The sequence below is a fragment of the Bacillus coahuilensis m4-4 genome (assembly GCF_000171615.1).
Taxonomy (GTDB): Bacteria; Bacillota; Bacilli; order Bacillales; family Bacillaceae_K; genus Bacillus_T; species Bacillus_T coahuilensis.
In genome coordinates this window covers 1-26,291 of record NZ_ABFU01000057.3, presented here as the reverse complement: position 1 = coordinate 26,291, position 26,291 = coordinate 1, and the positions used below count along the sequence as shown (strand labels likewise).

General features: G+C 39.3%; 27 protein-coding genes and 5 pseudogenes. 6 read left to right on the top strand and 26 right to left on the bottom strand.

The annotated features are described in order from the left end of the window. The first annotated feature begins 138 nt into the window (after positions 1-138). Together M44_RS26395 and M44_RS25515 are read left to right on the top strand one after the other, a co-directional pair. The gene (locus M44_RS26395; protein WP_237705300.1) at positions 139-537 is read left to right on the top strand and encodes a transposase; all 399 of its coding nucleotides are present in this window, start codon (positions 139-141) and stop codon (positions 535-537) included. Beyond that, entirely contained in the window at positions 437-742 is a 306-nt protein-coding gene (locus tag M44_RS25515) for a transposase (RefSeq protein ID WP_029326908.1), read from the top strand. The genes M44_RS26395 and M44_RS25515 overlap by 101 nt, the downstream gene beginning before the upstream one ends. A 127-nt stretch (positions 743-869) precedes the next feature. Here M44_RS25515 and M44_RS29080 read toward each other — a convergent pair whose 3' ends face one another. From M44_RS29080 to M44_RS23510, 8 genes and pseudogenes are all read right to left on the bottom strand, one after another. Next, positions 870-1,616: a reverse transcriptase domain-containing protein gene (locus M44_RS29080; protein ID WP_272941198.1), complete on the bottom strand. Its 747-nt coding sequence runs from the start codon at positions 1,614-1,616 to the stop codon at positions 870-872. A gap of 11 nt (positions 1,617-1,627) precedes the next feature. Continuing rightward, positions 1,628-1,927, bottom strand: coding sequence for a reverse transcriptase domain-containing protein (locus M44_RS29075; protein ID WP_272941199.1), 300 nt, complete (start codon positions 1,925-1,927; stop codon positions 1,628-1,630). Positions 1,928-2,688: 761 nt separating this feature from the next. Next, positions 2,689-3,180 (bottom strand): methyl-accepting chemotaxis protein, encoded by a 492-nt coding sequence (locus M44_RS30020; RefSeq protein WP_420167118.1) that lies wholly within the window; start codon positions 3,178-3,180, stop codon positions 2,689-2,691. Positions 3,181-3,219: 39 nt separating this feature from the next. Then, positions 3,220-3,615: pseudogene (locus M44_RS30015) on the bottom strand (PAS domain-containing protein); the annotation flags it as partial. 324 nt (positions 3,616-3,939) lie between these two features. Continuing rightward, complete coding sequence (locus tag M44_RS14470; protein ID WP_010174658.1) at positions 3,940-4,140, bottom strand: YwbE family protein; 201 nt, start codon at positions 4,138-4,140, stop codon at positions 3,940-3,942. 111 nt (positions 4,141-4,251) lie between these two features. After that, positions 4,252-4,558, bottom strand: a pseudogene (locus tag M44_RS23515) (antibiotic biosynthesis monooxygenase family protein). Positions 4,559-4,700: 142 nt separating this feature from the next. Next, positions 4,701-6,335, bottom strand: coding sequence for an ABC transporter ATP-binding protein (locus tag M44_RS14460; RefSeq protein WP_420167117.1), 1,635 nt, complete (start codon positions 6,333-6,335; stop codon positions 4,701-4,703). Positions 6,336-6,503: 168 nt separating this feature from the next. After that, positions 6,504-8,218, bottom strand: a pseudogene (locus M44_RS23510) (ABC transporter ATP-binding protein). Positions 8,219-8,569: 351 nt separating this feature from the next. On the opposite strand from M44_RS23510, the gene M44_RS14450 reads away from it, so the two are divergent. Further along, complete coding sequence (locus M44_RS14450) at positions 8,570-8,995, top strand: phosphoribosyltransferase family protein (protein WP_029326906.1); 426 nt, start codon at positions 8,570-8,572, stop codon at positions 8,993-8,995. A 55-nt stretch (positions 8,996-9,050) separates the two neighbouring features. On the opposite strand, the gene M44_RS14445 is transcribed toward M44_RS14450, so the two are convergent. From M44_RS14445 to M44_RS14390, 12 genes and pseudogenes are all read right to left on the bottom strand, one after another. Next, on the bottom strand, positions 9,051-9,752 hold the full coding sequence (locus M44_RS14445) for a hypothetical protein (RefSeq protein ID WP_010174645.1): 702 nt from the start codon (positions 9,750-9,752) through the stop codon (positions 9,051-9,053). Beyond that, positions 9,701-10,252, bottom strand: a complete 552-nt coding sequence (locus M44_RS14440) for a hypothetical protein (RefSeq protein WP_010174643.1) — start codon at positions 10,250-10,252, stop codon at positions 9,701-9,703. The genes M44_RS14445 and M44_RS14440 overlap by 52 nt, the downstream gene beginning before the upstream one ends. 271 nt (positions 10,253-10,523) lie before the next feature. After that, positions 10,524-11,093, bottom strand: coding sequence for an NAD(P)H-binding protein (locus tag M44_RS26390; protein WP_162013679.1), 570 nt, complete (start codon positions 11,091-11,093; stop codon positions 10,524-10,526). 53 nt (positions 11,094-11,146) lie between these two features. After that, complete coding sequence (locus M44_RS29065; RefSeq protein ID WP_010174639.1) at positions 11,147-11,260, bottom strand: NmrA family NAD(P)-binding protein; 114 nt, start codon at positions 11,258-11,260, stop codon at positions 11,147-11,149. Positions 11,261-11,390: 130 nt separating this feature from the next. Continuing rightward, positions 11,391-11,789, bottom strand: coding sequence for a cytidine deaminase (locus M44_RS14430; RefSeq protein WP_010174637.1), 399 nt, complete (start codon positions 11,787-11,789; stop codon positions 11,391-11,393). Positions 11,790-11,798: 9 nt separating this feature from the next. Further along, complete coding sequence (locus M44_RS23500; RefSeq protein ID WP_010174635.1) at positions 11,799-11,972, bottom strand: XapX domain-containing protein; 174 nt, start codon at positions 11,970-11,972, stop codon at positions 11,799-11,801. Positions 11,973-11,985: 13 nt separating this feature from the next. Next, positions 11,986-12,657 (bottom strand): deoxyribose-phosphate aldolase, encoded by a 672-nt coding sequence (deoC, locus tag M44_RS14420; RefSeq protein ID WP_010174633.1) that lies wholly within the window; start codon positions 12,655-12,657, stop codon positions 11,986-11,988. 61 nt (positions 12,658-12,718) lie between these two features. Then, entirely contained in the window at positions 12,719-13,936 is a 1,218-nt protein-coding gene (locus tag M44_RS14415; RefSeq protein ID WP_010174631.1) for a NupC/NupG family nucleoside CNT transporter, read from the bottom strand. A 204-nt stretch (positions 13,937-14,140) separates the two neighbouring features. After that, the gene (locus M44_RS14410; RefSeq protein WP_010174629.1) at positions 14,141-15,085 is read right to left on the bottom strand and encodes a sugar-binding transcriptional regulator; all 945 of its coding nucleotides are present in this window, start codon (positions 15,083-15,085) and stop codon (positions 14,141-14,143) included. A gap of 421 nt (positions 15,086-15,506) precedes the next feature. After that, positions 15,507-15,800 (bottom strand): DUF6407 family protein, encoded by a 294-nt coding sequence (locus M44_RS14400; RefSeq protein WP_010174627.1) that lies wholly within the window; start codon positions 15,798-15,800, stop codon positions 15,507-15,509. 34 nt (positions 15,801-15,834) lie between these two features. Continuing rightward, positions 15,835-16,841 (bottom strand): annotated as a pseudogene (locus tag M44_RS23495) (sodium-dependent bicarbonate transport family permease). Positions 16,842-16,968: 127 nt separating this feature from the next. Continuing rightward, positions 16,969-17,337 (bottom strand): Na-translocating system protein MpsC family protein, encoded by a 369-nt coding sequence (locus M44_RS14390; protein ID WP_010174621.1) that lies wholly within the window; start codon positions 17,335-17,337, stop codon positions 16,969-16,971. A 624-nt stretch (positions 17,338-17,961) separates the two neighbouring features. On the opposite strand from M44_RS14390, the gene M44_RS14385 reads away from it, so the two are divergent. Next, the gene (locus tag M44_RS14385) at positions 17,962-18,786 is read left to right on the top strand and encodes an alpha/beta fold hydrolase (RefSeq protein WP_010174619.1); all 825 of its coding nucleotides are present in this window, start codon (positions 17,962-17,964) and stop codon (positions 18,784-18,786) included. A gap of 349 nt (positions 18,787-19,135) precedes the next feature. Here the strand turns inward: M44_RS14385 and M44_RS28385 are convergent, their stop codons facing one another. From M44_RS28385 to M44_RS14375, 3 genes are read right to left on the bottom strand one after another with little or no spacing between them, the layout of a single operon-like run. After that, positions 19,136-19,639: a hypothetical protein gene (locus tag M44_RS28385; RefSeq protein WP_237705299.1), complete on the bottom strand. Its 504-nt coding sequence runs from the start codon at positions 19,637-19,639 to the stop codon at positions 19,136-19,138. 59 nt (positions 19,640-19,698) lie between these two features. Then, positions 19,699-20,916 (bottom strand): hypothetical protein, encoded by a 1,218-nt coding sequence (locus tag M44_RS23490; protein WP_237705298.1) that lies wholly within the window; start codon positions 20,914-20,916, stop codon positions 19,699-19,701. A gap of 2 nt (positions 20,917-20,918) precedes the next feature. Continuing rightward, entirely contained in the window at positions 20,919-22,976 is a 2,058-nt protein-coding gene (locus tag M44_RS14375; protein WP_010174617.1) for an efflux RND transporter permease subunit, read from the bottom strand. 159 nt (positions 22,977-23,135) lie between these two features. Here M44_RS14375 and M44_RS29570 point away from each other — a divergent pair, with 159 nt between their 5' ends. Together M44_RS29570 and M44_RS29565 are read left to right on the top strand one after the other, a co-directional pair. Continuing rightward, the gene (locus tag M44_RS29570) at positions 23,136-23,501 is read left to right on the top strand and encodes a TetR/AcrR family transcriptional regulator (RefSeq protein ID WP_337444128.1); all 366 of its coding nucleotides are present in this window, start codon (positions 23,136-23,138) and stop codon (positions 23,499-23,501) included. Further along, complete coding sequence (locus M44_RS29565) at positions 23,492-23,701, top strand: TetR-like C-terminal domain-containing protein (RefSeq protein WP_337444127.1); 210 nt, start codon at positions 23,492-23,494, stop codon at positions 23,699-23,701. The genes M44_RS29570 and M44_RS29565 overlap by 10 nt, the downstream gene beginning before the upstream one ends. Positions 23,702-23,776: 75 nt before the next feature. On the opposite strand, the pseudogene ahpF reads toward M44_RS29565, so the two are convergent. The 3 genes and pseudogenes from ahpF to M44_RS28380 all read right to left on the bottom strand — a co-directional run. Further along, a pseudogene (ahpF, locus tag M44_RS23480) lies at positions 23,777-25,302 on the bottom strand (alkyl hydroperoxide reductase subunit F). Positions 25,303-25,317: 15 nt separating this feature from the next. After that, positions 25,318-25,881: an alkyl hydroperoxide reductase subunit C gene (ahpC, locus tag M44_RS14360; protein WP_010174614.1), complete on the bottom strand. Its 564-nt coding sequence runs from the start codon at positions 25,879-25,881 to the stop codon at positions 25,318-25,320. A gap of 195 nt (positions 25,882-26,076) precedes the next feature. Beyond that, positions 26,077-26,291 (bottom strand): hypothetical protein (locus M44_RS28380; RefSeq protein ID WP_010174612.1); only part of this gene is annotated, 215 nt, incomplete at its 5' end.

The following is a 26,291-nucleotide window of genomic DNA, read 5'->3' as shown; positions in this document are numbered from 1 at the left end:
CACAAAAAAAGGAAATTACAATTTTATTTTCCCTGAGGGAGTGACAAGGGACCCTTTGAATATACTACCCAACCGTTATTAAAAGACCCATATCCCATTATTGCGAAAAGTATGGTACGAATGTAGAAGTTGTAGTAAATGGATATGAGCCCCTCTTTTAAAGCAGCTGTTCGACAAGCTCTGGGAAACCGATTATCGTTGCAGATCGCTTTCATTTTGTGCGGTATATCTACTGCATTGGATGGGGTTAGAAGAAGAGTACAGTCAACTTGGCATGATTATGATCGGAAAAAGTGTAAAAAGATGCGCTATGTATTCCATTGGAATTCAGAAAAGTTAACAGAAGAAGATCGGTGGTACTTAAACCGATATCTAGGATTATCCAATGGATTAAAAGTAGCTTATGAACTGAAAGAGGCATTTTCCCAGTGGTTTAATGAGGCAAAAGAAAACGGTCAGGGTTCTATTCTTCAAACCACTAAATTTATTACAAGAGTTCTATCAAAAAGTAGAACAAGCCAATTTACCAGAGTTTAAGAAAGCTATTCAAACGCTCCAAAATTGGCAGGTAGAGATATTGAATAGCTTTGTTTATAACTTTTCTAATGGGTTTTTAGAAGGAATTAATAATCTAACTAAAGTAATGAAGAGAAATGCATTTGGATTTAGAAGTTTTAAGCGTTTTAGAGCTAAAATATTATTGACACATAAGTATAAAAAAATGGGTGTTCATATTGGTTGAGGGCGAAGTAGGAATTACTTCACCCCAACATTTGACGTTGAACCAATCGAGTAGAGGGAAAATAATATAATTATTTTCGCCCCTCTCACAACACCGTACGTACGGTTCTCGTATACGGCGTTTCAATTTAWATTACAGTGTGTACTTTTAGGTAACGTTCCAAAGCAGAGGGAATTCCCCTCTGCTTTAGTCTTTCGTTTGAAAGTGCTCTTTGAACTACTTTCGATAATCCTATATATCGGTAGCCTTTTCGAMAAAAGGKTAATCCTTTCGSTTCTTCCTTAGGAATTCCTAATTGAATTAGCGATTTGATTTGTTTTCTCGGTACCTTCCATTGTTTCCATATGATTACCCTAATTCTTGAGCGTAACTTCCCATCAATACGAGTCATTACCTTTTTCATGCTTGATATTCTAAAGTAATTCACCCATCCGAAAATGACTTGTTTCAATTTCATTATTCGGTAATCTAAAGGGATACTCCAGTTTCGCTTTGTCAATTGTCGAAGCTTCCTTTGAAATTTCTGTACAGAAGTTATGTGAGGTTTCACTTGATATCTACCATTTTTAAAATCGTAGTAGTAACCAAAGCCCAAAAACTTCAAATCTCCCGGGCGGGAGATTTTACTCTTTTCTGCATTGACTAACAAGCCTAATTTATCTTCTATAAATCTCACGATTGATTTCATCACTCTAATAGCTGCTTTTTCACTCTTCACAAAGATAAGAGCGTCATCAGCGTACCTCACGAATCGTAGTCCTCTATTTTCAAGTTCCTTATCTAGTTCGTTCAACATAATGTTACTTAAGAGAGGGCTGAGATTACCTCCTTGCGGAGTCCCAACTGGTGTTTCTTCATATCTACCATTCACCATAACCCCMCTAAYTAAGTATTTTCTTTATTWGTGAGATAACMTCTCCWTCGTCTATTGTATTGGATATAAATTCGCATAAGCTTATCATGKTGGACTGTATCGAAAAATCTTTCGAGGTCAATGKCCACTACCCAATCGTGTTCATCATTCAGAAATTCCAAGCTTTTTACAATTGCCATCTCACAACTTCTTTTTGGTCTAAAGCCATAGCTGAGTTCACTGAACTGCTTTTCAAATATCGGGCTGAGTACTTGATGAATAGCTTGCTGAACTACTCTATCCACTACTGTTGGTATTCCCAATTTGCGCATCTTTCCATTTTCTTTTGGGATTTCCACTCTTAAGGCAGCTTGTGGTTGGTATTTTCTTGTTCTGATGCGCCTGCGCAGTTCATCCTTGTTCTCTTTCAGATATTGTTTCAGTTCATCGACTGTTACTCCATCAACTCCACTCGCGCCTTTATTTTTATATACACGCAAGTAGGCTTCATTCATATTTTGATTACTCAAAATCTGTTCTAGAAGTTCCACACTCGTTTCTCCTTCCCTCTCACGTAATAAGTGATAACTCCCTTTTGGTTTTCCTCTGAGGTACGCTCATACTTTCCCCATTAACACATTCTGAGTAGGTCACTTACGCATTCGTGGCGTTGAAACACTATAAATTGTTTAGCCCTTCATGAATTACTTCATTACTATGGCTTCTGCTGACTTCTTGCGACAAACCTTTTTCGACTGTACCTACGTACATCCGCAAGACCTCCCAGGGTAAGACAACTATCCTTCCTCTTTTACTTGCCTGATTTACCCTACAAAGTTACGCACATCTTTTGGACTTTGACTTGTTATGGAGCCTTATCCCTTTGTAGAGCCTTAGTATCAGGTTTCTGTTCGTCAAGCCAAGATTTTATTCCACGCTTCCTCCAGCCCTTACCTCACGATAAGTACCTTGCGCTTCCTTAGTGGTTGGTCGATGTGTACCCCCACAGTGGACTTTCACCACCTAGATAGTTGCCATGCCTGGCACACATAATAAAAGAGGCACCACTGCCTCTTTTAATGGAAAAACTGAACTAGACTATATCTTGAAATCGATTTGCATGTTTATCGAGTTCATTTGCCGATTCACTAATTCTATTGAATTCTCCTATTGCCTCATCGATTAATCGTTTACTTGAAGACACTCCTTCTTGAGACCGTTCCGTTACTTCTCCAACCTTTTCAATCCCTTTTGTGATTCCCTCAATCCGTGAATTCACTTCATGGATGGATTCTTGTACATTAGTCGCAAGCTTTCTTACTTCTGCTGCAACCACACTAAACCCTCTCCCATGATCACCTGCACGAGCTGCCTCAATGGCAGCATTTAATGCAAGAAGATTGGTTTGAGAAGCAATGTCTTTAATGGTTTTCACAATTCCTTTAATTAAATCTGCTTCTGCTTGGAGAGATCCCAGACTATGAAGTGTTTCTTCCGACTCAGAAACAAGAACGGCTGTTGCAGATGAAAGGTCTTCACTCTTTTTAATCCCAAGTTCTGCTCTATGTAAAAGATCTTTACTCATGGCTAAGAGTTCATTTGCAAGGATTGTCGTAGTTTCTTCACGTTCTGTAATATTAGTAGCTACCTTCACTACACCCTTTACAGCACCCTCCTCATCAAACACTGGTGTATAGGTTGCTTCCAACCAAAGAATTTTGCCCGTTTTCGTTACTCGTTGAATCTTTTCTTGAAAACTATTACCTTCTCTTAGATTTCTCCATAATTTCTTATATTCAGGGCTATTTGCATACTCAGTTAAACAAAATTGACGATGATGAAGACTTGGTAACTCTTCTGATCTATATTCCATTGTTTGAGCAAAATTTTCATTTGCCCAAAGAACTATGCCATCAAGGTTAAATTGTATCATTGCTAGAGAACGTTCAATGGCAGCTAAAACATCTTCAGCCGGTAGTACCTGGATACTATTTACCGGTTCAATACTTATTATACTCATTCTAACACCCATCCTTACTCCTGATTTTCCTATGTATATCTCTAGTATATAGGACTTGAGAGTGAGAATGTAACTATTTCGCTAAATTTAACTATCATTTCATACTATTTTTATTTTAGCACTTTCCATGTGTTAATAAGTGGTCTTTAAAATGGTCCTTTCAAGTTTCTTTCCAACCACTGTTGTGATAGCACTACCTATGAAAATACCAACACCGAACAATAGCATGGGGTGAAAGTTTATTGTTTGCTTTATTACATTTTATACTTTCTTCTTTCAAAAGAAAAACACTCCATATGAAGTGTTTTTTCTGTTCTGTTTCCCTTATGCTTCCTCTACAATTTCCTTTACTCTTCCTACAATTCCACCTTCAAGCATCACCTTTATACCATGAGGGTGCGTAGGAGATTTCGTTAAAATTTTTGTTACCACACCTTCTGTTAACTTTCCTGATCGTTGATCCTGTTTTTGAACCACCTTAACCTTCGCTCTTAAAGTAATAGACTTTCTATTCGTACCAGACATATAATTTCTCCTTTTTCGTAGTATTTTTCTATAGTACCTTATCTTCATACAAACCGACAAACAAAGGAAAACACCTCTCAATAAGTTGAAAGGTGCTCCTACCTGTACGATTTATTTACTTGATCTTACATAATAAACATTTTGTGCAGATTCAATCACGTAATCTGGCTTTGCTTGACCTGCTCTCGCTTTATGACCAGCTAGATGCTCAGGGCTCTTCTCCCAGTTCTTCCAATCTTCTTCTGACTCCCACTGAACTAGAACCAGAACTTCCTCATCACCACGACGGACCTTTTTTCTAATACTTGAAGTCAATGAATCCAGGTTGTTTTTCAATAAGACCTTCGCCTGTAAAATTCTTGATGATCCCTTCTGCATGGCCTTCCTTTACCACAATTCGCTTAATTTGGTAGAACATTAATAAGTCCTCCTTCCCCCAGTACACCTAATTTTAACAGCATCGTTATACACTATAATTGATAAAAATTATCAATAAGTCAATTTTAAATTAACATAGAATGATAATCATTTTCAATTAAATCAAAAGCAAATTGTTCAGGTTATCCTAAACCATAATAAAACCCTTTTGCCTTCACTAACTGCTCATGGCTTCCTTGTTCTAGTATTCTTCCTTCCTTTAAAACGATGATTTGATCTGCCTGACGAATGGTGTTTAGTCTGTGAGCAATCACAAAAGTGGTTCTTCCGTCCATCAACCGACCTAACGCTTCCTGAATTTTCAGTTCTGTAATCGTATCAATACTACTGGTCGCTTCATCAAGAATAAGAATACGCGGGCTTGAAACAAACGCTCTAGCAATGGCTAATAATTGCTTTTGACCATGACTAATTCCTCCACCATCATGACTAATCTTTGTCTGATAACCCTCTGGCAATCTTTCTATAAACGAGTGAGCGTTCGCTTTCTTAGCTGCCTCTATTACTTCCTCGTCAGTAGCGTTTAGTCGCCCATATCGAATATTCTCTAAAATGGTGCCTTGAAATAAGAAGGTATCCTGAAGAACAAACCCCATTTGTCTCCTTAACACATGCCTTGAAATGGTTAAGCTATTCTTACCATCTAATTGGATTTCCCCTTCATCCGGATCATAAAATCTTGACACAAGATTAATAAGAGTTGTTTTCCCAGCGCCGGTTGGACCAACTAACGCAATCGTTTCACCTCGATTTGCCACAAAGCTCACCTGATGAAGAGTATGAGCTTCACCTTCTTCATAACCAAAGGAAACGTTTTTAAATTCCACTTTCCCTTTCAGTTGTTCTGTAAATACGTTATCTTCGTCGGCTTCTTCTTCCACTTCATCTAAAATATCAAATACGCGCTCCGCACCAGCAATAGCTGATAACAAGGTGTTGAATTGGTTTGCCAAATCATTTAATGGTCGAGTAAATTGTCTAGCATACTCGGCAAAAATCACCATTACTCCAATTGTGATATATCCGTTTATGGCGAATATCCCACCAACGAAAGCAATCACAGCAAAGCTTGCATTATTTAATAGGTTCATCACTTTTGGGATAAACCCCGTGATCGTTTGAGCCCAGTAGCCGGATTTTTTTAAACGATCACTTTTTTCCACAAACTCTTCTATAACTCTTTCTTCCCGCGAATACGCCTTGACCAGCTTTTGTCCTGAAATAACTTCTTCTACGTATCCATTTAACTCCCCAAGATTTTTTTGTTGAAGTTTAAATAGTTTGCTCGTTCGACTTGTGATCCATCTAATACTTACGAGCATGATTGGAATAATTAAAAGGGTGATAGCTGTAAGAAGGGGACTCAAGGTTAGCATCACAACAACCGTCCCAATCAGCGTTAATACACTAGATACCACTTGAATAACAGAGCTATTTAACGTGGAGCTAACATTTTCAATATCATTTGTCACCCTACTCATCAGCTCTCCATGCTGCCTTTTATCAAAGAAAGCAATGGGCAGTCGATGAAAATGCTGAAACAAATCCTCTCGCATTTGATTGACCGTCGTCTGGGCAATGCCTATCATCCAATAATTTTGCAGGAACAAAGAAATAGAATAGAGAACAAACACGAGAACCAACATCCAAAGCCGGCTCATCAATCCTTCAGAATCTGACTTCACTATATACTCATCTATCGTCATACCAATTAAGTACGGACCAAGTAAACCAAGGGCTGAACTTGCTACCACCATGAAAATAACCAGGTAGAATAGGGTAGGCTTTCTTGAAACATATGTCCATAAACGATACAGAGTCTCTCCCGCTGCTTTCCATTCTATCTTTTTCCCTTGATCCTTTTTTATTCTGAGATGGATCTAGTTTAATTTTGTCATATGTAAAGGGCTTTTTTAGTTCTCGAATCATACACTCACCCCCTCTTCTTGAGATTTAACGATGTCTTCATATAAAGGGATTGTTGCTAGCAGCTCTTCGTGGTTTCCTTCTCCAATCATTCTTCCCTCTTCAATTAAGAAAATCCGATCACACATCTTAGCTGTTCGAACCTTATGTGTAACAAGCAATATGGTGCATTCATAGTCCTCAAGTGCCTTTAGAAGTTTTTGTTCTGTTGTCACATCAAGTGCGCTCGTACTATCGTCTAAAATTAACAAACTTGGTCTTCGAATTAAGGCTCGAGCGATCGAAATTCGTTGTTTTTGTCCACCAGACAAATTCACACCTTTTTGACCTATCCTTGTGTCATAACCACGTGGAAATTGTTCAATGGTTTCATAAATTTGTGCTGCCTTTGCCGCTTTCGTAAGCTCTTCCTCTGTTGCATCCTCTTTTCCCCACAATAAATTTTCACGAATGGTACCTGAGAATAACACAGCTTCTTGTGGGACAAATCCAATTTCATGTCGCAACTCTTTTAATGTCTGCACCCTTATGTCCTGATACATAAATAAAATGCTTCCTTCATCCACTTCGTATAACCGAAGTAATAACTGGAGGATGCTGGATTTACCAGCCCCCGTTTCTCCCATTATCGCGATTCGTTCGCCTTTATCTATTTGGAACGTGATATCCTTTACTACTTGGTCATTATTTCCAGGATACGTAAATGAAACATGGTTAAATTGTAGCCAAGATCCTTGATTATCCTTTCGCTTCGTGTGAACAACCCATTCGTTTTCTGTTGTATCTAGCACTTCTGAAACTCGATCGAGGGAGGCTTTAGTTCTTGAAAGAAACATAATGATAAAAGAAAACATGGATAATGCCGCTGTTGTACGGAACCCATAATTAATAACAGCCACCACATCCCCTACCTGTACGGAACCATCTATAACTGCCGATCTTCCGTTCCACAGAAGAAATAGGATAGCGATATTCATTAGGAGTAATAATAAAGGAATAGCAGCCTCTGTTAAGCGCAAGGCTTTTACAGTTAAATCTTTCAACTCATTGGTTGCCTGATGAAACCGATTTGACTCGTGATTCTTTCGAACAAAGGCTTTAATTACCTTCATTCCCATTAAATTCTCACGAAGTACATCATTCACTCGGTCTAACCGTGATTGTACTTGGCCAAATAAAGAGCTCCCTTTTTCATCAAGAAAGTAAGAACCACCACCACAATTGGAATGACTACCGCAAACACTAATGCAATACCAGGATGTACAAAAAACGACATCACCACTGAACCAATTACGAGTAGTGGAGCACGTAGCATAATACGAAGTCCCATAAATATCGTATTTTGCAGCTGGGTCACATCATTGGTCATACGAGTAACAAGAGAAGCCGCTGGATAGTTTCCCAACTGTTCAAATGAGAATCCTTGTACTTTCTCAAAAAGAGCTTTTCGTATATCAAACCCAAAACTTTGCCCTACATGAGCGGCGTAAAAGGAATTAGTTACACCAGACGCAAAAGCTAAAAAGGCAAGTCCTACCATGATGCTTCCCCACTTAATGACATAGGAAAGATCCTCTTGCAATATTCCTTCATCTATAATTTTGGACAAGAGTAGTGGAAGCGTTAATTCTACTGCTAACTCGGTTAGCATCAAAGTAAGTGCTACAGTAATGGCAATTCGGTAAGGCGTTAAAAACGCTCGGAAATACTTCAATGGTGCTTCCCCCTTTTCTAGTATCTATTTCTGTTTGGAGAGAAATATGAATATGAGAACATTTTACAGAACCCTCATCTCCTTTACAAAACATAACAATCTAAGACTGGGATAACTTTTACCGTTTTCCTAGCCTTGGATTGTACATTCGAGTGAGGTAATCATTCTCACCTTTATATTTTAGGGAGTTCTTGCCATTTCTTATTGTTCCCCCTCCCTTTGTTACTGTATAGTAAACTAGACGAGGAAATGTAAAGACGGACATTTTTTAGACAAGATGTCTCCTTTTTAGAAGGAGGGATATAAAATATGGAAAATTAACCCAAAAAAGATACACGCAAGCCACATTATTTGAGCTACAATGGCATTGCCTCTAGGGCGGAAGAATTCGTTCCGGATGTGAAGGAAAAGAAATTTGATGGGCTTGTCATCATTCTTAGAGGAGGTAGCTTTGCAGGCATGCACTTGTCATTTTTAACAGAACTGCCTGTCTATTTTGTAGAATACCATCGCCCAACGAGAATGGTTTCATGGAAAGGAAATCCACCACCACTTCAGTCGAGTATTTTGGTTGTAGAAGACTTCGCAGGTAGTGGTACAACTTTACAAGATACACTAACGTTTTTAGAACCAGCTTATACGGTTTCCACTTTTGTCGTCTGTAAAGATAAGCTCTCTCGCTTACAAGATCCAACCTATTGTTGTTTTGAACTAGACAGCGAAGAAAAACGATTTATCGTTCCATGGGAGAAGCATGAATACGAGAACAATGAGTGAGTGCTAGTTTTTATGCTTAGAAGAAAAGGAGAGCCATCGCCGGCTCCCTTTATCTTCATAGAAAATCTAGTTCTTTAAATAACTCATTTTCATTTTTTAATTGTGGGATTATTGTAGTAGGATGTAAACGCCCCTCTTTTTCCTCTGGCTGTGAACTATCCTGCACAAACTCCACATATACCGTTCCTTGATTACTACTCAACTCAAACTTATAGACAATCTCTTTATATAAAGCGTGATCCATAGATGAAAGCAAAGGAAAATGATGGCGATGTGCTCGTTCATGGTCAATGAAGGAGTGAGTGAGAGGTTCTTTATCTGGATTTCCTTCAAACGGGCCTCCCAATAGTAGGACTTCTTCTCCTGTTTCCTTCATCACCCCAGTAATCCATGGAAATACCGTAAATTTATGAAATGGGAAGGTAAATCGAGCCGTTACGTCTTGACGAATTAACATTCTCATACACATGGCAGCTAATAAAATACTTGGTATATCACTCTTTTGAGTATTCGCATTCATAATATCCGCTAGATTAGGTAAGCTTGCAATTAAACGTATGCGCGATAAGGATAATAATAAGAGAGCAAAAGCTAACATAAGAAAAACACCAAGAAGAATAACCCCATAAATGAATGTATAGCTTCCTTCACTAGTAAAATAGGAATCTTTTAATACTCTAATCGTTACGATATACATGATAGAGATTACGACAATGCAAACGAACAAAAAACTAACAATAAAATGATTAAATACCACACCACTTTTAACGTCCTTTGGTAAATAATCAGGCGCTGTCGTATCCCTTGTTCTATCGAGAAATTATAGACAAAATTACCACGCTCATCCCAGCATTGATAGGGAAGCTCCATCAATTCCCACAACACTTCTCTACACCGCTGGATTCGATGCTGACTATTAATACTCACAAATATTGTGATAAGTCCCACTAACGTTAAAACGGAAGACCCGACCCCAAACACGATGGTTATTAGCTCAGAACCATGTGATAATGTCTGACTGCTTGAAATAGAAAGCGTAGAGACAAGATATTCGGTTAAAAGCCAGAAAGTCAAAAGTAAAAACAAAATACCTATTAAAGCTCCACCATACCGTATCCCTTTACGAATTAAACTTGTGAAATTAAATGAACCAGATATAGTGGTTAAATCACCACTCTCTTCTCCAATTGGTGTACCACATTTTGCACATAATAAGGATGATCTATCCATACTTTGTCCACAATTATGACAGTGCATAATCCTCCCCCCTTTCATTCGAGTGACTTTTCCATTTTATCACAGCGAAAAGAGTGGATGGATAAATTTTTAGCTCAGCAATACTAGATGATTCTTTTTTTTATTTTGAATGGTATCCCCTGTCAGTCGTCTACCTTCATACTGCTCTCAACTATTTCCTGATAATAGTCCTGTAATCTTTTTTCTCCATACTTTGGCGCAACTACATCCTTCGTCATCCCATGATAAAAAAGCCGTAGAACTCCGTATTTGTGAGGATCCAGCCACTTTACTATAGGAAAGACCGGTTGAAGAGAAAGGCTGGCAATCGAATGGTCGACACCTTTTTATCATAGGCTTCAAATGCGATCTCCGCCATTTCCATATGAGTAAACACGTCAGGACCCCCTACATCTAATTCTTGATCTTTTAACGCTAAGCCTTCAACACAAAAAGCAGCCAAATCTTCCCCATGAATTGGGTTTAATCGTTTATCACCTCGACCAACTAGGTAACACCTCCCCTTTTCCGCCATATGTAAAATCTCTGTTATGTCAGAAAAGTACCCTGTTGGTCTGATAATAAGATACTCTATTCCAGAAGCTTTTAATTCCCTTACAAAATCCTCTTTGGCTTCTGTTATGGGACCATCCCATTCATTTCCTTTAAACACATGAATGTACATGAACTTTTTAACTTGATGCTTCTCTGCTTCTCTTAAAAGGTTCAAATTCCCTTGGTAATCCACATCTCTAAAGGAAAGTCCTTCTTTTTGCCTTGTTATTCCAACAGTTGAAATCACATAGTCCATTCCTTCCAAATGATGATCCAATGTTTCAGGCTGAGTCACCTCACCGATCACCACCTCATCAATGCACTGATCAATTTTGGGGGCTAAATATGGTCCTTCCTCCCTTATTTTTCCTTATTCCGAACAAGAGCTGTCACATGATAACCATTTTGTTTAAGAGCTTGAACCAAATACCGTCCTAAGTAACCAGTCGCTCCTGCAACTAATACTTTTTCCATATTCATCTCCCCCATGAATTAAAATGATTGCTTCTACTTTAAGTGTATGAGTCGTCTATACGGCTTTCAACTTAAAAATACAAAAAAGCCTGTCGCATTGTATGTTTGCCATACAAGCGACAGGCTTCGTTTAGTTTGTAACATCTTTAGATGAAAAGGCTCCTGGCAGTAATTCGTTTACTTTCATGGAAGTACGGTCCCCAGTCATATTGAGTAGAATAACATCCATATCCTCAGGGCATAGCTCTGAGATTACTTGGCGACAGGCTCCGCACGGTGATACCGGGTCAGGAGTATCCGCACAAACCACTAGCTTGGTAAAATCAGTACGTCCGTCCGCGATACTTGAGAAAAGTGCCGTACGTTCTGCACAATTACAAAGGCCGTAGGAAGCATTTTCTATATTACATCCATGGTATACAGTACCATCAGATGTTAAAAGGGCTGCACCAACTTTAAACTTGGAGTATGGCGCATATGCTTTTTCTCTAGCTTTGTAAGCTTCTTCAATCAATCTATTATCGTCCATCATCATCACCTATCCTTGTTGGATTAGTTTTGCCAACCAATCAAATACAACTCCACCAAAGTAAACACCAAACACTCCAAGAACACCGGCCATGACAGGAGGCGCAGGTAGAGGTAATTTTAAAAACTTAAAGCTCATTCCGATAATCATTCCAGCAATGACACTTAAGATTAACTCTTTCATTTCATTCCCTCACTTAATAAGATTCGTTACTCGTTTCACCTTTGACAATGGATACTCCAGAGCTTGCACCAATTCTTGTCGCGCCCGCTTCAATCATGTTGAGAGCATCTTCGCGGCTACGAACTCCACCTGATGCTTTGACACCGATGTTTGGCCCTACTGTGTTTCTCATTAGTCGAATGTCTTCAACCGTTGCTCCTCCTGTTGAGAATCCCGTTGAAGTTTTGACAAAATCTGTACCAGCCTTCACAGATAGTTCACAAGCTTTAACCTTTTCTTCATCTGTTAATAGAGATGTTTCAATAATTACTTTCGTTAAAGCCTTTCCTTTTGCAACTTCTACAACCGCACGAATATCACGTTCTACTAATTCAACGTCGCCATCTTTTAAAGCGGCTACATTTATCACCATGTCAACTTCCGTTGCTCCGTTTTGAATAGCATGCTCTGTTTCGAAGGCTTTCACTTCAGGTGTGTTAGCTCCTAATGGAAATCCAATAACCGTACACACCTCAACTTCAGGCGTATTCATTAACAATTCTGTTGCTAAAGGTACCCATGTTGGATTCACACAAACCGATGCAAACGAGTGAGCCTTTGCTTCTTCTACTAATTTTACAATCTGGTCTTTTGTTGTTTCTGGCTTTAAAGCAGTATGATCTATATAACGTGCGATTTCTTTCATCATTCTTCCTCATTTCTAGAGATATTTAATCGTAATCTCCCAAGTCCTCAATTGTCCGATATTAGAAAAGCATGCCTGCAATCGCAGCTGATAATAGTGATGCAAGCATACCAGCAAGGATTGCTTTTACACCTAATTTAGCAATATCTCCGCGGCGTTCAGGGGCTAAGTTTCCTAATCCTCCAAGAAGGATACCCATAGAGGAAATATTCGCGAATCCGCATAGTGCAAATGAAATGATTGCGACTGTTTTCTCAGATAATTGACCAATTTCAGGAGCAAAAGAAGAGTACGCTACAAATTCATTTAATACAAGCTTTTGACCAATGTATCCTCCAGCACGTACGGCTTCTTCCCAAGGTACACCAATGGCAAATGCGATAGGAGCGAACAGATAGCCTAAAATCATTTCAAGAGAAAGAGCGTCTAATCCAAACCAGCCGCCGACCCAGCCAAGTAATCCATTAACTAAGGCAACAATTGCGATGAATGCAAGGAGCATCGCACCAATGTTTAATGCTAACTGAAGACCTACAGATGCACCTTTTGCTGCTGCATCAATAACGTTAACGGAATCATTATCATTTTCCATTTTTAACTCTGTTGACGTTGCAGATTCTTCTGTTTCAGGAAGCATGATTTTCGCGATGATTAACCCAGCCGGCGCTGCCATAAAGCTTGCTGCCAATAAATATTCAAGTGGTACACCAAGTAAGCTATAACCTACCAGTACGGAACCTGCAACCGACGCAAGTCCACCAACCATAACCGCAAATAATTCAGATTGAGTCATTTTTGCAATAAAAGGCTTAACAACTAAAGGTGCTTCTGTTTGCCCAACGAAAATATTTGCTGCTGCAGATAATGATTCAGCTTTACTCGTCCCTAAAATGTAGGAAAGACCTCCACCAAGGAATCGAATGATTAATTGCATAATGCCTAGATAGTATAGAACAGAAATTAAAGCAGAGAAGAAAATAACAATTGGCAGTACTTGAAACGCAAAGACAAACCCTATGCCCTCTGCTGCAAACATTCCGCCAAATAAGAAGTTAATCCCCTCATTTGCGTAATTTATGACATTGTTTACTTTCTCTGATGCAATGCGAAGTCCTTCTTTACCGGCTTCCCATTTTAATACGATAAGCGCGAACGTAAGTTGGATCGCTAATCCCCCAAGTACTGTACGTAAACTGATCTTCTTTCGATTAGTAGAAAAGATAAAAGCAATAAGTAAAACTACAAAGATACCAATTATTCCCCAAAGGAAGTTGTTCATGGTGGTCACCTCTTCATAAATGTAAGATTGTTCGTGATAACGCTTTCACTAACTTATGAATCTATCATATCAGAGGGTATGAACATTTGTAAACTACTATTTTTACATATGTAAAATAAATATTTACCAAATCTCAATAGCTGGACACGTTATTTCCTCAAAAAAAACCCACCTTCATGGCGAGTTAGGTTGTTTAACTAGAAATTAAGGTAATCGATCTAACAAAAACTTAGCAGTAAATTGGTCGGTTACTAATACATTGGCATATTTTCCTTTTAGCGCACCATAAATCCCTGAAATTTTGTGAGCACCACCTGCTACTAGTATACTTTGCTCTTTCTCTTTTAGTTCTGCTAATTCAATCCCTAACGTTCTTTCATTTAGCGATTCATTCACAATCCGACCATCTTCATTGAAAAATCTTGAACAAATGTCACCCGAAGCGTTCTCTCTTAACATTTCAACATCTTCATCAGTAAAATAGCCTAGCTGAAATAAAAGGGATTCACTTTTTACAGGTCCGATGGTAAACAGAGCAATATTGGCTTTTCGCCCCGTATCTAATACTTTCTTGATATGTCGATCCGCTTGCATTGCCTGTTTCACTACGACATGATCAACAATGGCTGGCAGTGGCAAATGGAGAGGAGTAGAATTAAATGCTTGTCCAAACAAATAGAGAATTTCAGACGCATACGTATTCGTTTCAGAGTGACTGACTCCGCCTTTTAACTGAACAATTTGGACATCCTTCACAAACTTTTGCTTTAATTCAATCGCCACATGATATAATGTCGTCCCCCATGTTACTCCGACGATATCTCCATCTTTAATTGTACCCTGAAGATACGCTGCCGCTTTCTCGCCTAAATAGTTTTTAATAATATGATCGTCATATTCAGGTATAGAAGCAACAATCGCTTTTTTTAATCCGAATTTTCGTTCTAGCTCCTTTGACAATTGTTCACTATCTTCCGTAGGATCCATAATCTTTATCTGAACAATGCCCTCTTCTTTCGCTATTTGTAAAAGCCTAGAAACTGTGGGACGTGAAACCCCAAGATTTGTTGCGATATCTGATTGATTGTAATCTAACAAATAATACTGCTTAGCTGCTTCAATCACTTTCTTTAACTTATCATTCTCCATCTCTACACCTTCTATCTTTTTCCCTAGTATTCTACCTTTAAAGATAACGCTTTCTTTTACAAATGTAAACATCTCTGTGAAATTAGGTAAATGATGGGGGAGGTAGCGAGCCTTTTTGGAGTGGTTCTCCTCGATCTTGGTGCATCGGCCAGTGGGGGGGGGTGGCGCTTCGGACTTGGGGGATGGGCGCTTCGGCCTTGGGGGGGCGCTTCGGCCTTGGGGGTGGGCGATTTTCTCTACATGTGGGCGCTCTGATCCCTGGCTCAGGCGCACTCTCCCTTTAGCTAGTCACAACTCTCTCCAATAATGAGTTTCTCTACTTCCGACCAAATTACCGGAAGACTTGCATTATACAAAAAAAAACGGTACCCAGCAGCTCATCCAAATTTTGAATGAACCACTAGGGCCGTTTCTATAAAACTTAATATTCGCGTATTACCCTTCCTGCGTAAACATTTTCAATATTAGCATGTTCATCGTTCAGCGCAATTTGAGCTACTTTAGATAATAAGGTTTCTTCTATTATTGAATGGATGTATATAAAATGCACCTCTTTGCTTCTCATAACTTCCACTTCTTCATAGGAGTTTAACCCATAATAATCAATTGCGTCTCTTATCATTTGCTGGAAGCTCTCCATTTCATTTCTGTTATTTTCATCTAATGGAATAGCTGTCAGCCTTTCTTTTACAAAGTCATGAAGGTTCTGCTTCATGGTCACTCATCCCCTATTCCTTCATTCATCCAAATTAGGCTAACCAGCTTGCAATTTGGTGGAAAACTGGAATACCAATGATCAAATTAAATGGAAATGTGATTCCTAGTGCTAACCCAAGATAAATAGACGGATTGGCTTTTGGAACCGATGATTTAAGCGCTGCTGGTGCTGCAATATAAGAAGCACTCCCAGCAAGAACACCTAGTAGAGTCATCCCCCCAAGAGATAATCCCACAACACTTCCTACTACCACTCCTAGTGTACCGAACAATAGTGGAGTCAATAGGCCGAACAACACTAACTTCATTCCGTGCTTCTTTACCTCTGGTAGGCGTTCTCCAGCGATTAATCCCATGTTTAATAGAAATAAGATTAGTACACTACTATATAAATCTATAAATAAGGGTTTGATCATTGGAACTGCACTTTCCCCTAACGCTAATCCAATGATTAAGCTTCCTAAAAGTAAGAGAACGCTTTTCCAAATAAGCTTTCTCGAATGACTTCTTTGTCAATTAAATTAGACGAGCTTGAAACAAACCCCAGACTATGACTTGATTGTAGTACCACGTCTTTTTTATTTTGTAAAATATTAAAGATTAATAGAGAGACGAGAATCGCTGGACTCTCCATCAAGACGACCAGTGCATTCATAAACCCTTCGTACGCTGTCCCATTTTCTTCAAGAAAAGAAATGGCTGCCCCGTACGTAACAATGCTTACGGAACCATAGGTTGCCGCAAGACCGATCGAATTATCAAGTCCCATTTTCATCCACTTCATAATAAAAAGAGTCATAAACGGAATAACTACTCCTAAAAACAAAGCGCCAAGTATTGGGCCGATAACCGACTGAATAGAATAGTGTGACAGCTCAATACCACCTTTAATTCCTATGGCAATTAAAAGGTAAATGCTAAGCCCTTCACTTAAACCTTGTGGAAATTTTAAATCCGATTTGAATAATGCTGCAATAATTCCTAAAACGAAAAATAATACAACAGGTGATAATAAGTTTTGTATGATAATATCACTCATAGTTAATCCTCCTACATACCCATTTTTCTCCACGAAAAAGCCGACAAATGTAGTGATAAAAGGGAGAATCCCCATCACTTACTTTGCCGGCTTACCTTCAACTGACAGATGTCGTTTGAAGGTCTTCCTATCCATTAAATTGTTTCTCTAAATTATTGGCTAATTTAAACATCATTACTCGTTCACCAGTGCGGGAGCTTATGTCTGTGTGAAAGCTTTTAACTTCCTCCCCTGTGACTGAGAAGATAATTTGTTTAAGATCTTCTACGCCAGACTCAACAAGCTCTGAACGTGTCTTTTTGATGGTCAGCATGCCATCCTTTGATTCACATACTGCATATTCAGCTGGAGTCAGGACACCTTGTAGCATAACGATGACCATATCACGCAAAATGTCTGTTTTGACTGAAACAGAGCCGCGTCCAAGGAAATCCTTCTCCCATTGGGTAATGGCTTTACTAATCTCAGATTCTACAGAGCCTTTTGAATTTACCATTAAAGCGCCCCCTAAACTAAAAAAACAGGCTATTTCTTTATCTATTCTCCTAGAAAAGAGCGAGGAAGAAATACACCGATTTACTCCTTATTAACGAGGTTGAGTAGTTTTTTTGTCTTTTTCATTCAGCCAAATCCTTGCTGGATTTAACAGCCTGCTAAAGCCCCTAAACATCACCACAGTTAATCAAAAATGCATCGACTATTTTGTTAGAATATACCCCAGATACGTACAAAAGTCAACTGAATTGCCTTAGCCAAGGGGACAGGGACTTTGTCCTCCGACTCATGAAAAAGTAGGATTTATCAAAAATTCTAAAACTAAATAACGTGCTTAACCCTACTCATTTAATTAAATACTATTCCAATTTTTTCACTATGTTCCTAGTGAAGCCTTTTCCCTCATAGGCCTAATGTTATTAACTAAGCCATTATAAAAATATTTAAGAATTTTAACCCCAAAATAGGGTTGTGTCCATGGTCACCTATAGCAAACCCATCCAACGAATCGAAAAGAAGGAACTTGACCAACTCTTACCGAACCATTATTTATACCATGTTTCACACGATCCTTGAATAGATATATATTGATACGCAAAAAACGAGATAAAAGGAGGACAAATCCGTGACGAAAAAAGGAAAGTATGTTGAAGTAGATACTGGAGTAGAGTTATTTGTTCAAGTTATAGGTGAAGGGGAACCCGTGGTCTTTGTTCCTGGCTGGACGTTTACTTCTGAAGTCTTTTATCAACAGGTGGAAAAGTTTTCGAAAACAAACCGAGTACTGGTAGTAGATCCTAGAAGTCATGGACGATCTACTGTTACGATGCATGGAAATGATTACGTAACCCACGGGACAGATTTAAAGAAGGTGCTAGAAACGTTAGACGTAAAGAACCCTACCTTAATTGGATGGTCCTTTGGGTGTTTAACCTTGTGGGAATATGGTAGACAATTTGGGTATGAAAATGTAAATGGAATGGTCTTCGTTGATATGCCGCCAAAGTCACTGTCAATAAAGGAAGAAGACGATTGGGTGGAAGGAAAGCTTGATGATCTTGCAGCTGCTTACACCGCTTATTTAAGAAACTCCCAAGGGCAGCGTGACTTTGTCAGTAGCTACGCTAGTAATGTCATGGTACAAAGAGAGCTGACAGAAGAGGAATTAAACTGGATTGTTGAACAGTCCCTTCATACTCCTTATTATATTGCAGCCAGTCTATTTGCTTCTGGGTTATTTTCGGATTACACAGAGGAAGCCAAGAACTCTAGCGAACAGTTACCAACCTTGTATATTGTAGCAGAGCATTGGGGAGAAACAGCAGCATCTTATCTAAAACGAGTAGCTCCAAATTCTAAAGTACAAGTGCTTGGTGGGCATTTTATGTTTTGGGAGCATGGGGATGAATTTAATAGAATAGTTGAGGGATTTCTGAGCGAAAAGGGGTGAAAATGGAGAGAACAGTACATTTTATATGCGCTGTTCTTTTAAAATGACAAGTAATACAATATGTTAGAGAGTGAATAAATCATCTACAACTACACTTTTTGAACGAGCCATCGTCATTGGGTCTTCTCCAGTTAGTCAACATTATTAGTTAATCCCACTATCTATTCTTTTACTTTATAGAATTTTTCACACAAAAAAACCCTAGAAATCTCCTAGGGTCAAAAAGATAAAAATTCACTACCTCTATAAATATACCATATAATGTAAAACACGAAACCCTAAAATTATTGACTTTCTTATGAACAAAAAAAAGAAAAAGGCTTCTCACCTTTTCATCCCCTACGCTTACTTAAACAATTCCAAAACAACGTCCAAATCCTTTTTTCTCCTCTACTTCTGCTTCCTTTTCTTCTGGCTCTCCAATTTCTATGCTTTCTGTCTTCAGGATAAATTGAACAGAGGATACTTTTTCATTTTCTTCTGAAACAAAGGATACTGGTTGGAAATCAGATTTATCGTATTCTTGTATGATTTCGTTCATTTCCTGCTCCATTTGTTCTGGTAGATCTTTCGTCTCTTCATATAATTGACTTGTTCCATCTTGGAGCTCGTCAATTCCACTGTCTAAACCTGCCGTTCCTCCCGTTATTTTCATGATTCCAGCGTGCAATTCGCCGTAGGATGAAGATAGGGCGTTCGCTCCGTTTGTATAGAGTACTAATCCAGAATGGAACTCTTCATAGTTTGCAGTCAGGGTCGCAATCCCGTTTTGCAGTTCATCTAACCCGCTTACATCAGTATTTTCTAGAGAAGAGGATACTTCTTTGGCGATACCTTTTAAATCTCCACTCATATAATGGACGGAGTTACTTATTTCAGTTAAAGTAGGCTCTACTGCTACAAATGCGGCATTTACAGTTTCATATGTTTTTTCACTTCTTTAGAAGCAGAGTAGGTAGCCATTAGTTTATCAAGAGAGGCAGGATCTGCTGTGCTACTATACAAGGCAGAAATCTCTTCTTCCGTTAAAGAGGTTTCAGGTAGTTTAGCCATGCTTGCATGTAAGCTTTGCAAAGCCCCCACATAATTTTGCTGTAATGCCGTTAATCCGTTAGCTGCTTCTGTTAATCCATTCGCCAATGTATTCAGTCCAGCCGGAAGCTCACGTAAGCTTGTTAGGTCAATGGAAGCACCTTCTCCGGATAAAGACTGGTTCATTGCAGTAAGGGCGTGTTGAATTTCAGTAGAACCACTAACTAGTTGGGAAGAAGAGGCTCCTACTTCATTTATGCCATTTTTATAGGCATTCGCCCCTTCCTGAATGCTCTTTGACCCTCCATTTAATTGTGCTACCCCGTCCTGTAAATCTATTACTCCGTCATTTAGCTCTCCTATCGCAGAAGAGAGCTCTGACATGTCCTCTGTCATTGAGTTCATTTCTGATGTATCAATAGGTAATGAAGAAGGTACCCCAACAATCTCTACCCCGTCAAATTCAAAGTCCTCCACGTCAGCCTTCACAGTTAACGTCTCTTCTTCTCCAGGCATGACGGTGAACGTGATTTGCTTATTCTTCCCTGCATTTGCGATCATTCCGTCTGGCGCTTCTATATTTTGGTACGTATTCGGTAAGCTTAATGACACCTGTAAAAGATAATTATCATAGAATTCGGATTCTACAGAAGTATTCTTAGAGGTTTCAATCACCATCTCTAACGATCCACTTTGACCAGCTAGCTCTGCTGGGTCTATATTCTGTCCATCTAAACGATAAGAAACCGCAACCTTCCAGGGCAGTGGTGTATCCGGCTCCAGATTTCCTTGATAATAAAATTTCCCCTCTGGTGCGCTGAATGCAACCTTCTCTCCTTCTTGTTCAAGCTCTGACAAATCGGTTAAATTCTTCACGCTTGTGTAGTTGCCATAATCGGTTACGTGCCCACTTTTTTTCACATCTAATGTGTTCACCACATAAATGTTGGACAAGTCTCCCTTCGCTAGGAGTGTCGCATAGACGACTTCATCTTTTGAAAGAACCTTTCCAGCTTCTTCTCCGTATACAGGAACAGCAATAGAAGGAGCGACCAGCATCGCCACAATAGCAATAGTACCTATTTGCTTTCTTTTCATCCTCAGTCCTCCTCATAAAATTGTGCATTCATTGTCGTTTTCTTCATCATTTTATCAAAGACAACCAGCATGGCAGGTAACACAAATACGACCATAATAAATGCAAGTAAGGCTCCTCGACCAAGCAACAAGCCGATCGAAGCTACAATTGGGTTCGATGATGTAATCCATAAAATAAAGCCAACACTAGATAAAATGGCGGCTGATATCGAAATGGAAAATGTCTTTTCATCGAGCGTCTTAACAATTGCTTCTCTTGCCGTCATCTCTTTTCGATGATGTAAATAGGCTTCCGTTAAAAGAATCGCATAATCAACCGTAGCGGCTAACTGCACTGTACTGATGATCAAATAGCCGACGAACACTAATGGTGTTGACGTAAAGTACGGAATGGACAAGTTGATCCAGACCGCTGATTGAATGGTAATGAGCAACACAACTGGCATCGTAATGGATTTAAAACTCACAAGCAGGACGATGGCAATCGTTACAACAGTTAAAATATTGACCACAAGATTATCCCGATTCACTATGTTTTTAATATCATAGAGAGTCACGCTTTCACCCAAGCTAAGCACATCGTCACCATAATAATTCGCTGCCGCTTTGTCTACCTGTTCCACAATCCCAAACGGAATGTCACCTTCTGTTCCTTGATTCGTATTGATGACAATACGAGTATAATTTTCAGAGTAAAACTCATTCGTGATGGATTCATTCAAGTACTCAGGCGGAATCACCGTACCTACTGTATTCACATACGCCACTACGCTCGTTACATAATCTAAGTCCTCTAAATCTGAAACCAGCTCCTCTTCCTTTGCAACATCTCCTCTAGGAACTAAAAGGACTATGGGAGTGGTCTCACCGAAAGCCTCTTCAATTTTAACGAAGTCACTCCCTGCTCTCGTATGCTCTGGCTGTACGCCCGTTCCATACGTGAACGCGGTTTGGCTTTGAGCCAAAAAGGCTGGAACCAATAAGGCAAATATAAGAATAAGACTAGGAACTTTAAGCTTCATCACCCTATTCCCAATTCCTTTGAAGCTTGGCACAAAGTTCTTATGCTCTGTCTTATCCATCCATTTATAAAACGTTAACGTTAACGCTGGAAGGAATATCATGACACTAATAAAACTTAATACAATTCCTTTTACTAAGTTTAATCCAAGATCAGAACCTATTTTAAACTCCATAAATGTCAGTGCGATGAATCCGAAAAACGTTGTCGCAGCACTTGCTGTGATAGCAGGAAACGACTTCTTCATAGCAAGCTTCATCGCTTCTTCTGGGTTACTTGTTTTTGATCGATAGTCTTGGAAGCTATGCAGGAGGAAAACCGCATAATCCAGAGAGACGGCTAGCTGCAGTATCGGAGCCACCGATTGAGTAACAAATGAAACCTCCCCAATGAAAATGTTCGTTCCAAGGTTTATTAATACTGAAACTCCAATGGCTGTTAAAAAGAACAGGGGTTCCACCCAGGACGTTGTAGAAATCACGAGGATAAAGATAATAATCGGTACTAACAGAAGGCCTGCGTACATGGACTCTGTTCCCGCCATTTTCTGAGAACTTGCGGTATTGATCGCTTCTCCTGCAATTGCACCCTCTTCACCAATCAGAGCATAAATCTCATCCGTGATTCTAACTTCCTCACCCGAACGAACACTAATAGAAAATAACGCATTCTGATCTTTATAATAGCTTTCAATCATATCTTGATCTGCCACTTCAAGCGGCGTTTTCACATCCACCACATCATCTAGCCACATCACATCTGATACACCATCAATCTTAGACAGCTCTTCTTTATATTGCAGAGCTTCAAGTAGAGAGACATCAGTGACCATGACCCTTGTATCTGGCACATCACCCGTAAATTCCTCTTCCATCACGTCTATTGCTCGAATGGAGGGTGCATCATCTGGTAAATAATCCACCATATTGTAATTGACCGATACAAAGAACTGCGCCACAGTCGATACAATAGTGAGTAAAATAAAGGTCATCATGACTGCCTTTTTATGTTTAATAACACTTGTAGCGATCTTATCCATATTTCAACCCCTCTTGTGTAGATCCCGTTTTCACTTTATCATTATAATAAACACAGTGTTGGATATTCAACAAACAGTTGCTTTCAATTCGTCACATACCCAACAGATTGGTTTCCACTGTTGGATAAATTATAATTCTTTACAAAAGGAGCTTTCCCAATGAGTGAAAAAATGGATCGACGTAAACAATACACACGGATGGTGTTAAAGGATAGCTTAATGAAGCTTTTACAAACAAAGACACTGGCGAGTATTACGATTAAAGAAATTTGTGAGTTGGCAGACATTAACCGCTCCACATTTTATGCCCATTATGCTAACCAATATGAGCTTCTTACCTCTATTGAAGAAGACTTTACTATTGATCTCATTCAAACGTTAAGCCAATACAACTTTGCTAAGGAGCATGAAGCTCTGCAATTAACGGAAAAACTATTCGAGTTTATCTCCGCAAACAGTGGAACGTGTCAAATTCTACTAGGTGAAAACAGCGATATCCACTTTCAAAAAAAGGTATGGAAATAGCTCAGGAGTATGTCTTTAAAAACTGGATGAATGATCAAGAGCTGGACCAAGAAACGTATGAGTATTTAAATTTATTTATTGTAAGTGGCTGTATTTATGTGATAAAGCAATGGCTTGAGAACGGGAAGAAGAAGTCACCAGTGGAGATGGCGGGGATTTTATTGAAGTTTATTAAGCGGGGGTTAGACGGGATGAAATAAGCGTCTACTTAATAAAAGCCGCCACTCTAAATGGTAGAGTAACGGCTTTTGATTGTTCCTAATGGTTTCATTTAATTAGTTGCGAATCAAGTAATCGAACGCACCAAGTGAAGCAGTGGCTCCTGATCCCATTGAAATGATGATTTGATTATAGGCGCTATCCGTACAATCTCCAGCAGCGAAAACTCCTGGCATGGACGTAGCTCCACTCTTATCCACGATAATTTCACCCATACGATTGCGTTCAACTGTGCCTTCTAACCAATCTGTATTAGGAATCAGTCCAATTTGGACAAATACTCCTTCTAACTCAACATGATGATCTTCACCTGTTTCACGGTCTGTATACGTAAGACCATTCACATTGTCGCTTCCCGTAATTTCTTTTGTTGCCGCATTCGTAATCACAGTAACATTCGGTAAGCTGTATAAGCGTTTTTGTAAAACACTATCTGCTTTTAGTTCTGGAGCGAATTCTAATACGGTTACATGCTTTACAATACCAGCAAGATCAATGGCCGCTTCAATTCCTGAGTTTCCGCCACCAATCACCGCAACATTCTTACCTTCATATAACGGACCATCACAATGAGGACAATATGCAACACCTTTATTTTAAATTCCTCTTCACCAGGAACATTGACGTTTCTCCAGCGAGCACCTGTCGAAATAATAATTGACTTACTCTTTAAAACCGCACCATTTTCAAGCTCGATTTCAAACAGCTCATTCTTTTCTAGACGCTTCGCACGCTGTAGATCCATCACATCGATGTTATAGTCCTTCACATGCTCTTCAAGCGCTTGAGCAAGCTTAGGTCCTTCTGTTGCTTTCACACTAATAAAGTTCTCAATACTTAGCGTATCCATGATCTGACCACCGAAGCGCTCCGCAACGATTCCTGTTCGAATCCCTTTACGTGCAGCATAAATCGCCGCACTAGAACCGGCAGGTCCGCCACCTACAACAAGCACATCATAAGGGTCTCGATCAGCGAAATCTTCTGCTTTTGGACCTTCGCCCAATTTAGCAAGGATTTCTTGAATCGTGATACGCCCGCCATTCCAGAACTCCCCGTTTAAAAAGACAGCCGGAACCGCTCGTACGTTTCTTCTTTCAGCCTCATCCCTATTGATCGCACCATCAATCATCGTATGAGTAATGTTTGGATTTAACACACTCATAATATTTAGGGCTTGTACCACATCAGGACAGTTATGGCAGCTTAAACTCACAAAGGTCTCGAAATGATACTCACCAGAAATGTTTTTCACTTGATCAATAATACTTTGATCAACTTTAGGCGCACGACCGCTTACTTGTAAAAGTGCTAATACAAGTGAAGTAAATTCGTGCCCTAGTGGAATTCCAGCGAATACGATTCCAGTGTCTTCTCCCACTCGATTGACACTAAAGCTCGGCGTACGCTCAAGTTTCGTCTCTTCCACTGAAATCTTGGTGGACATAGAAGCTATTTCATTGATTAAGTCTAAAATATCGTTTGATACTTTATCCTCACCAGCACTAACCTTTAGAACGATATCATTTTCTAAAAGCTCTAAGTACTGGTTTAATTGTGCTTTTATATCTTTTTCAAGCATATTTGATGACACTCCTTAGATTTTACCTACTAAATCAATACCAGGTGTTAGCGTTTCGCTTCCTTCTTTCCATTTTGCAGGACATACTTCACCTGGATTTTTGTACACATATTGTGCAGCTTTCATTTTATCGATAAGTCCGCTTGCGTCACGGCCAATTCCTTCAGCATGAACTTCCGCTACTTGAATAACACCATCTGGATCGATGATGAATGTTCCACGATCCGCAAGACCTTGACCTTCACGTAGTACTTCAAAGTTAGCTGGTAATGTTAAAGATGGGTCACCAATCATTGTGTATGTTACTTTTCCAATTGCTTCTGATGTTTCGTGCCAAGCTTTGTGAGTGAAGTGAGTATCTGTTGAACAAGAATAAACTTCTGCTCCAAGTGCTTTTAAGTTTTCATACTCATGTTGAAGATCTTCAAGCTCAGTTGGACATACGAACGTGAAGTCCGCTGGATAGAAACAAAGAACCGTCCATTGACCTTTAAAATTTTCGTCTGAAACTGTTACGAAATCTCCGTTTTTGTAAGCTTCTGCTGTGAATGGTTTAACTTTAGTACCGATTACTGACATGTGTATTACCTCCTAAATAATATGTAATTATTATCTTCGTTAATGCTAATTAGATTAGTGAAAAGCATTAACAGATAATAATTATTCTAATCATACAATTATTATTAAACATAGCTCGTTACTTTGTCAAGGCATAAGGTATGGATTTACCGTTTTGTAATAGTTTGTTGAAGTCTGGCACGTGACGGCCTTGATTCACATGGCTTGGTGTTGTTTGGTAGGCGCATCATACATAATGTGTGCAGAAGTTAGGGGGTTTAGTATTTTATTTTTAGATTTTGAGTGCGTTATTTGCTTGAAAGAAGTGAGGTGACTACTTTCATTATCTTCGCTCCTTTCTGCACCGCGCGCCACTCGCGCGGTGCTCTTCTTCCGCTTCCCCGCTCCTTTCTGCGCCGCGCGCCCCTCGC

What these genes read in the sequence shown, in the direction of transcription:
- M44_RS26395 (WP_237705300.1), top strand. Translation starts at nt 139, where the DNA reads ATGGATATGAGCCCCTCTTTTAAAGCAGCTGTTCGACAAGCTCTGGGA.
- M44_RS25515 (WP_029326908.1), top strand. Translation starts at nt 437, where the DNA reads ATGAGGCAAAAGAAAACGGTCAGGGTTCTATTCTTCAAACCACTAAAT.
- M44_RS30020 (WP_420167118.1), bottom strand. Translation starts at nt 3,180, where the DNA reads ATGAGTAAAGATCTTTTACATAGAGCAGAACTTGGGATTAAAAAGAGT.
- M44_RS14470 (WP_010174658.1), bottom strand. Translation starts at nt 4,140, where the DNA reads ATGTCTGGTACGAATAGAAAGTCTATTACTTTAAGAGCGAAGGTTAAG.
- M44_RS14460 (WP_420167117.1), bottom strand. Translation starts at nt 6,335, where the DNA reads ATGGTGGTAGCAAGTTCAGCCCTTGGTTTACTTGGTCCGTACTTAATT.
- M44_RS14440 (WP_010174643.1), bottom strand. Translation starts at nt 10,252, where the DNA reads ATGCACTGTCATAATTGTGGACAAAGTATGGATAGATCATCCTTATTA.
- M44_RS29065 (WP_010174639.1), bottom strand. Translation starts at nt 11,260, where the DNA reads ATGGAAAAAGTATTAGTTGCAGGAGCGACTGGTTACTTAGGACGGTAT.
- M44_RS14430 (WP_010174637.1), bottom strand. Translation starts at nt 11,789, where the DNA reads ATGGACGATAATAGATTGATTGAAGAAGCTTACAAAGCTAGAGAAAAA.
- M44_RS23500 (WP_010174635.1), bottom strand. Translation starts at nt 11,972, where the DNA reads ATGAAAGAGTTAATCTTAAGTGTCATTGCTGGAATGATTATCGGAATG.
- deoC (WP_010174633.1), bottom strand. Translation starts at nt 12,657, where the DNA reads ATGAAAGAAATCGCACGTTATATAGATCATACTGCTTTAAAGCCAGAA.
- M44_RS14415 (WP_010174631.1), bottom strand. Translation starts at nt 13,936, where the DNA reads ATGAACAACTTCCTTTGGGGAATAATTGGTATCTTTGTAGTTTTACTT.
- M44_RS14410 (WP_010174629.1), bottom strand. Translation starts at nt 15,085, where the DNA reads ATGGAGAATGATAAGTTAAAGAAAGTGATTGAAGCAGCTAAGCAGTAT.
- M44_RS14400 (WP_010174627.1), bottom strand. Translation starts at nt 15,800, where the DNA reads ATGAAGCAGAACCTTCATGACTTTGTAAAAGAAAGGCTGACAGCTATT.
- M44_RS14390 (WP_010174621.1), bottom strand. Translation starts at nt 17,337, where the DNA reads ATGGTAAATTCAAAAGGCTCTGTAGAATCTGAGATTAGTAAAGCCATT.
- M44_RS28385 (WP_237705299.1), bottom strand. Translation starts at nt 19,639, where the DNA reads ATGAGTGGAGATTTAAAAGGTATCGCCAAAGAAGTATCCTCTTCTCTA.
- M44_RS23490 (WP_237705298.1), bottom strand. Translation starts at nt 20,916, where the DNA reads ATGAAAAGAAAGCAAATAGGTACTATTGCTATTGTGGCGATGCTGGTC.
- M44_RS14375 (WP_010174617.1), bottom strand. Translation starts at nt 22,976, where the DNA reads ATGGATAAGATCGCTACAAGTGTTATTAAACATAAAAAGGCAGTCATG.
- M44_RS29570 (WP_337444128.1), top strand. Translation starts at nt 23,136, where the DNA reads ATGAGTGAAAAAATGGATCGACGTAAACAATACACACGGATGGTGTTA.
- M44_RS29565 (WP_337444127.1), top strand. Translation starts at nt 23,492, where the DNA reads ATGGAAATAGCTCAGGAGTATGTCTTTAAAAACTGGATGAATGATCAA.
- ahpC (WP_010174614.1), bottom strand. Translation starts at nt 25,881, where the DNA reads ATGTCAGTAATCGGTACTAAAGTTAAACCATTCACAGCAGAAGCTTAC.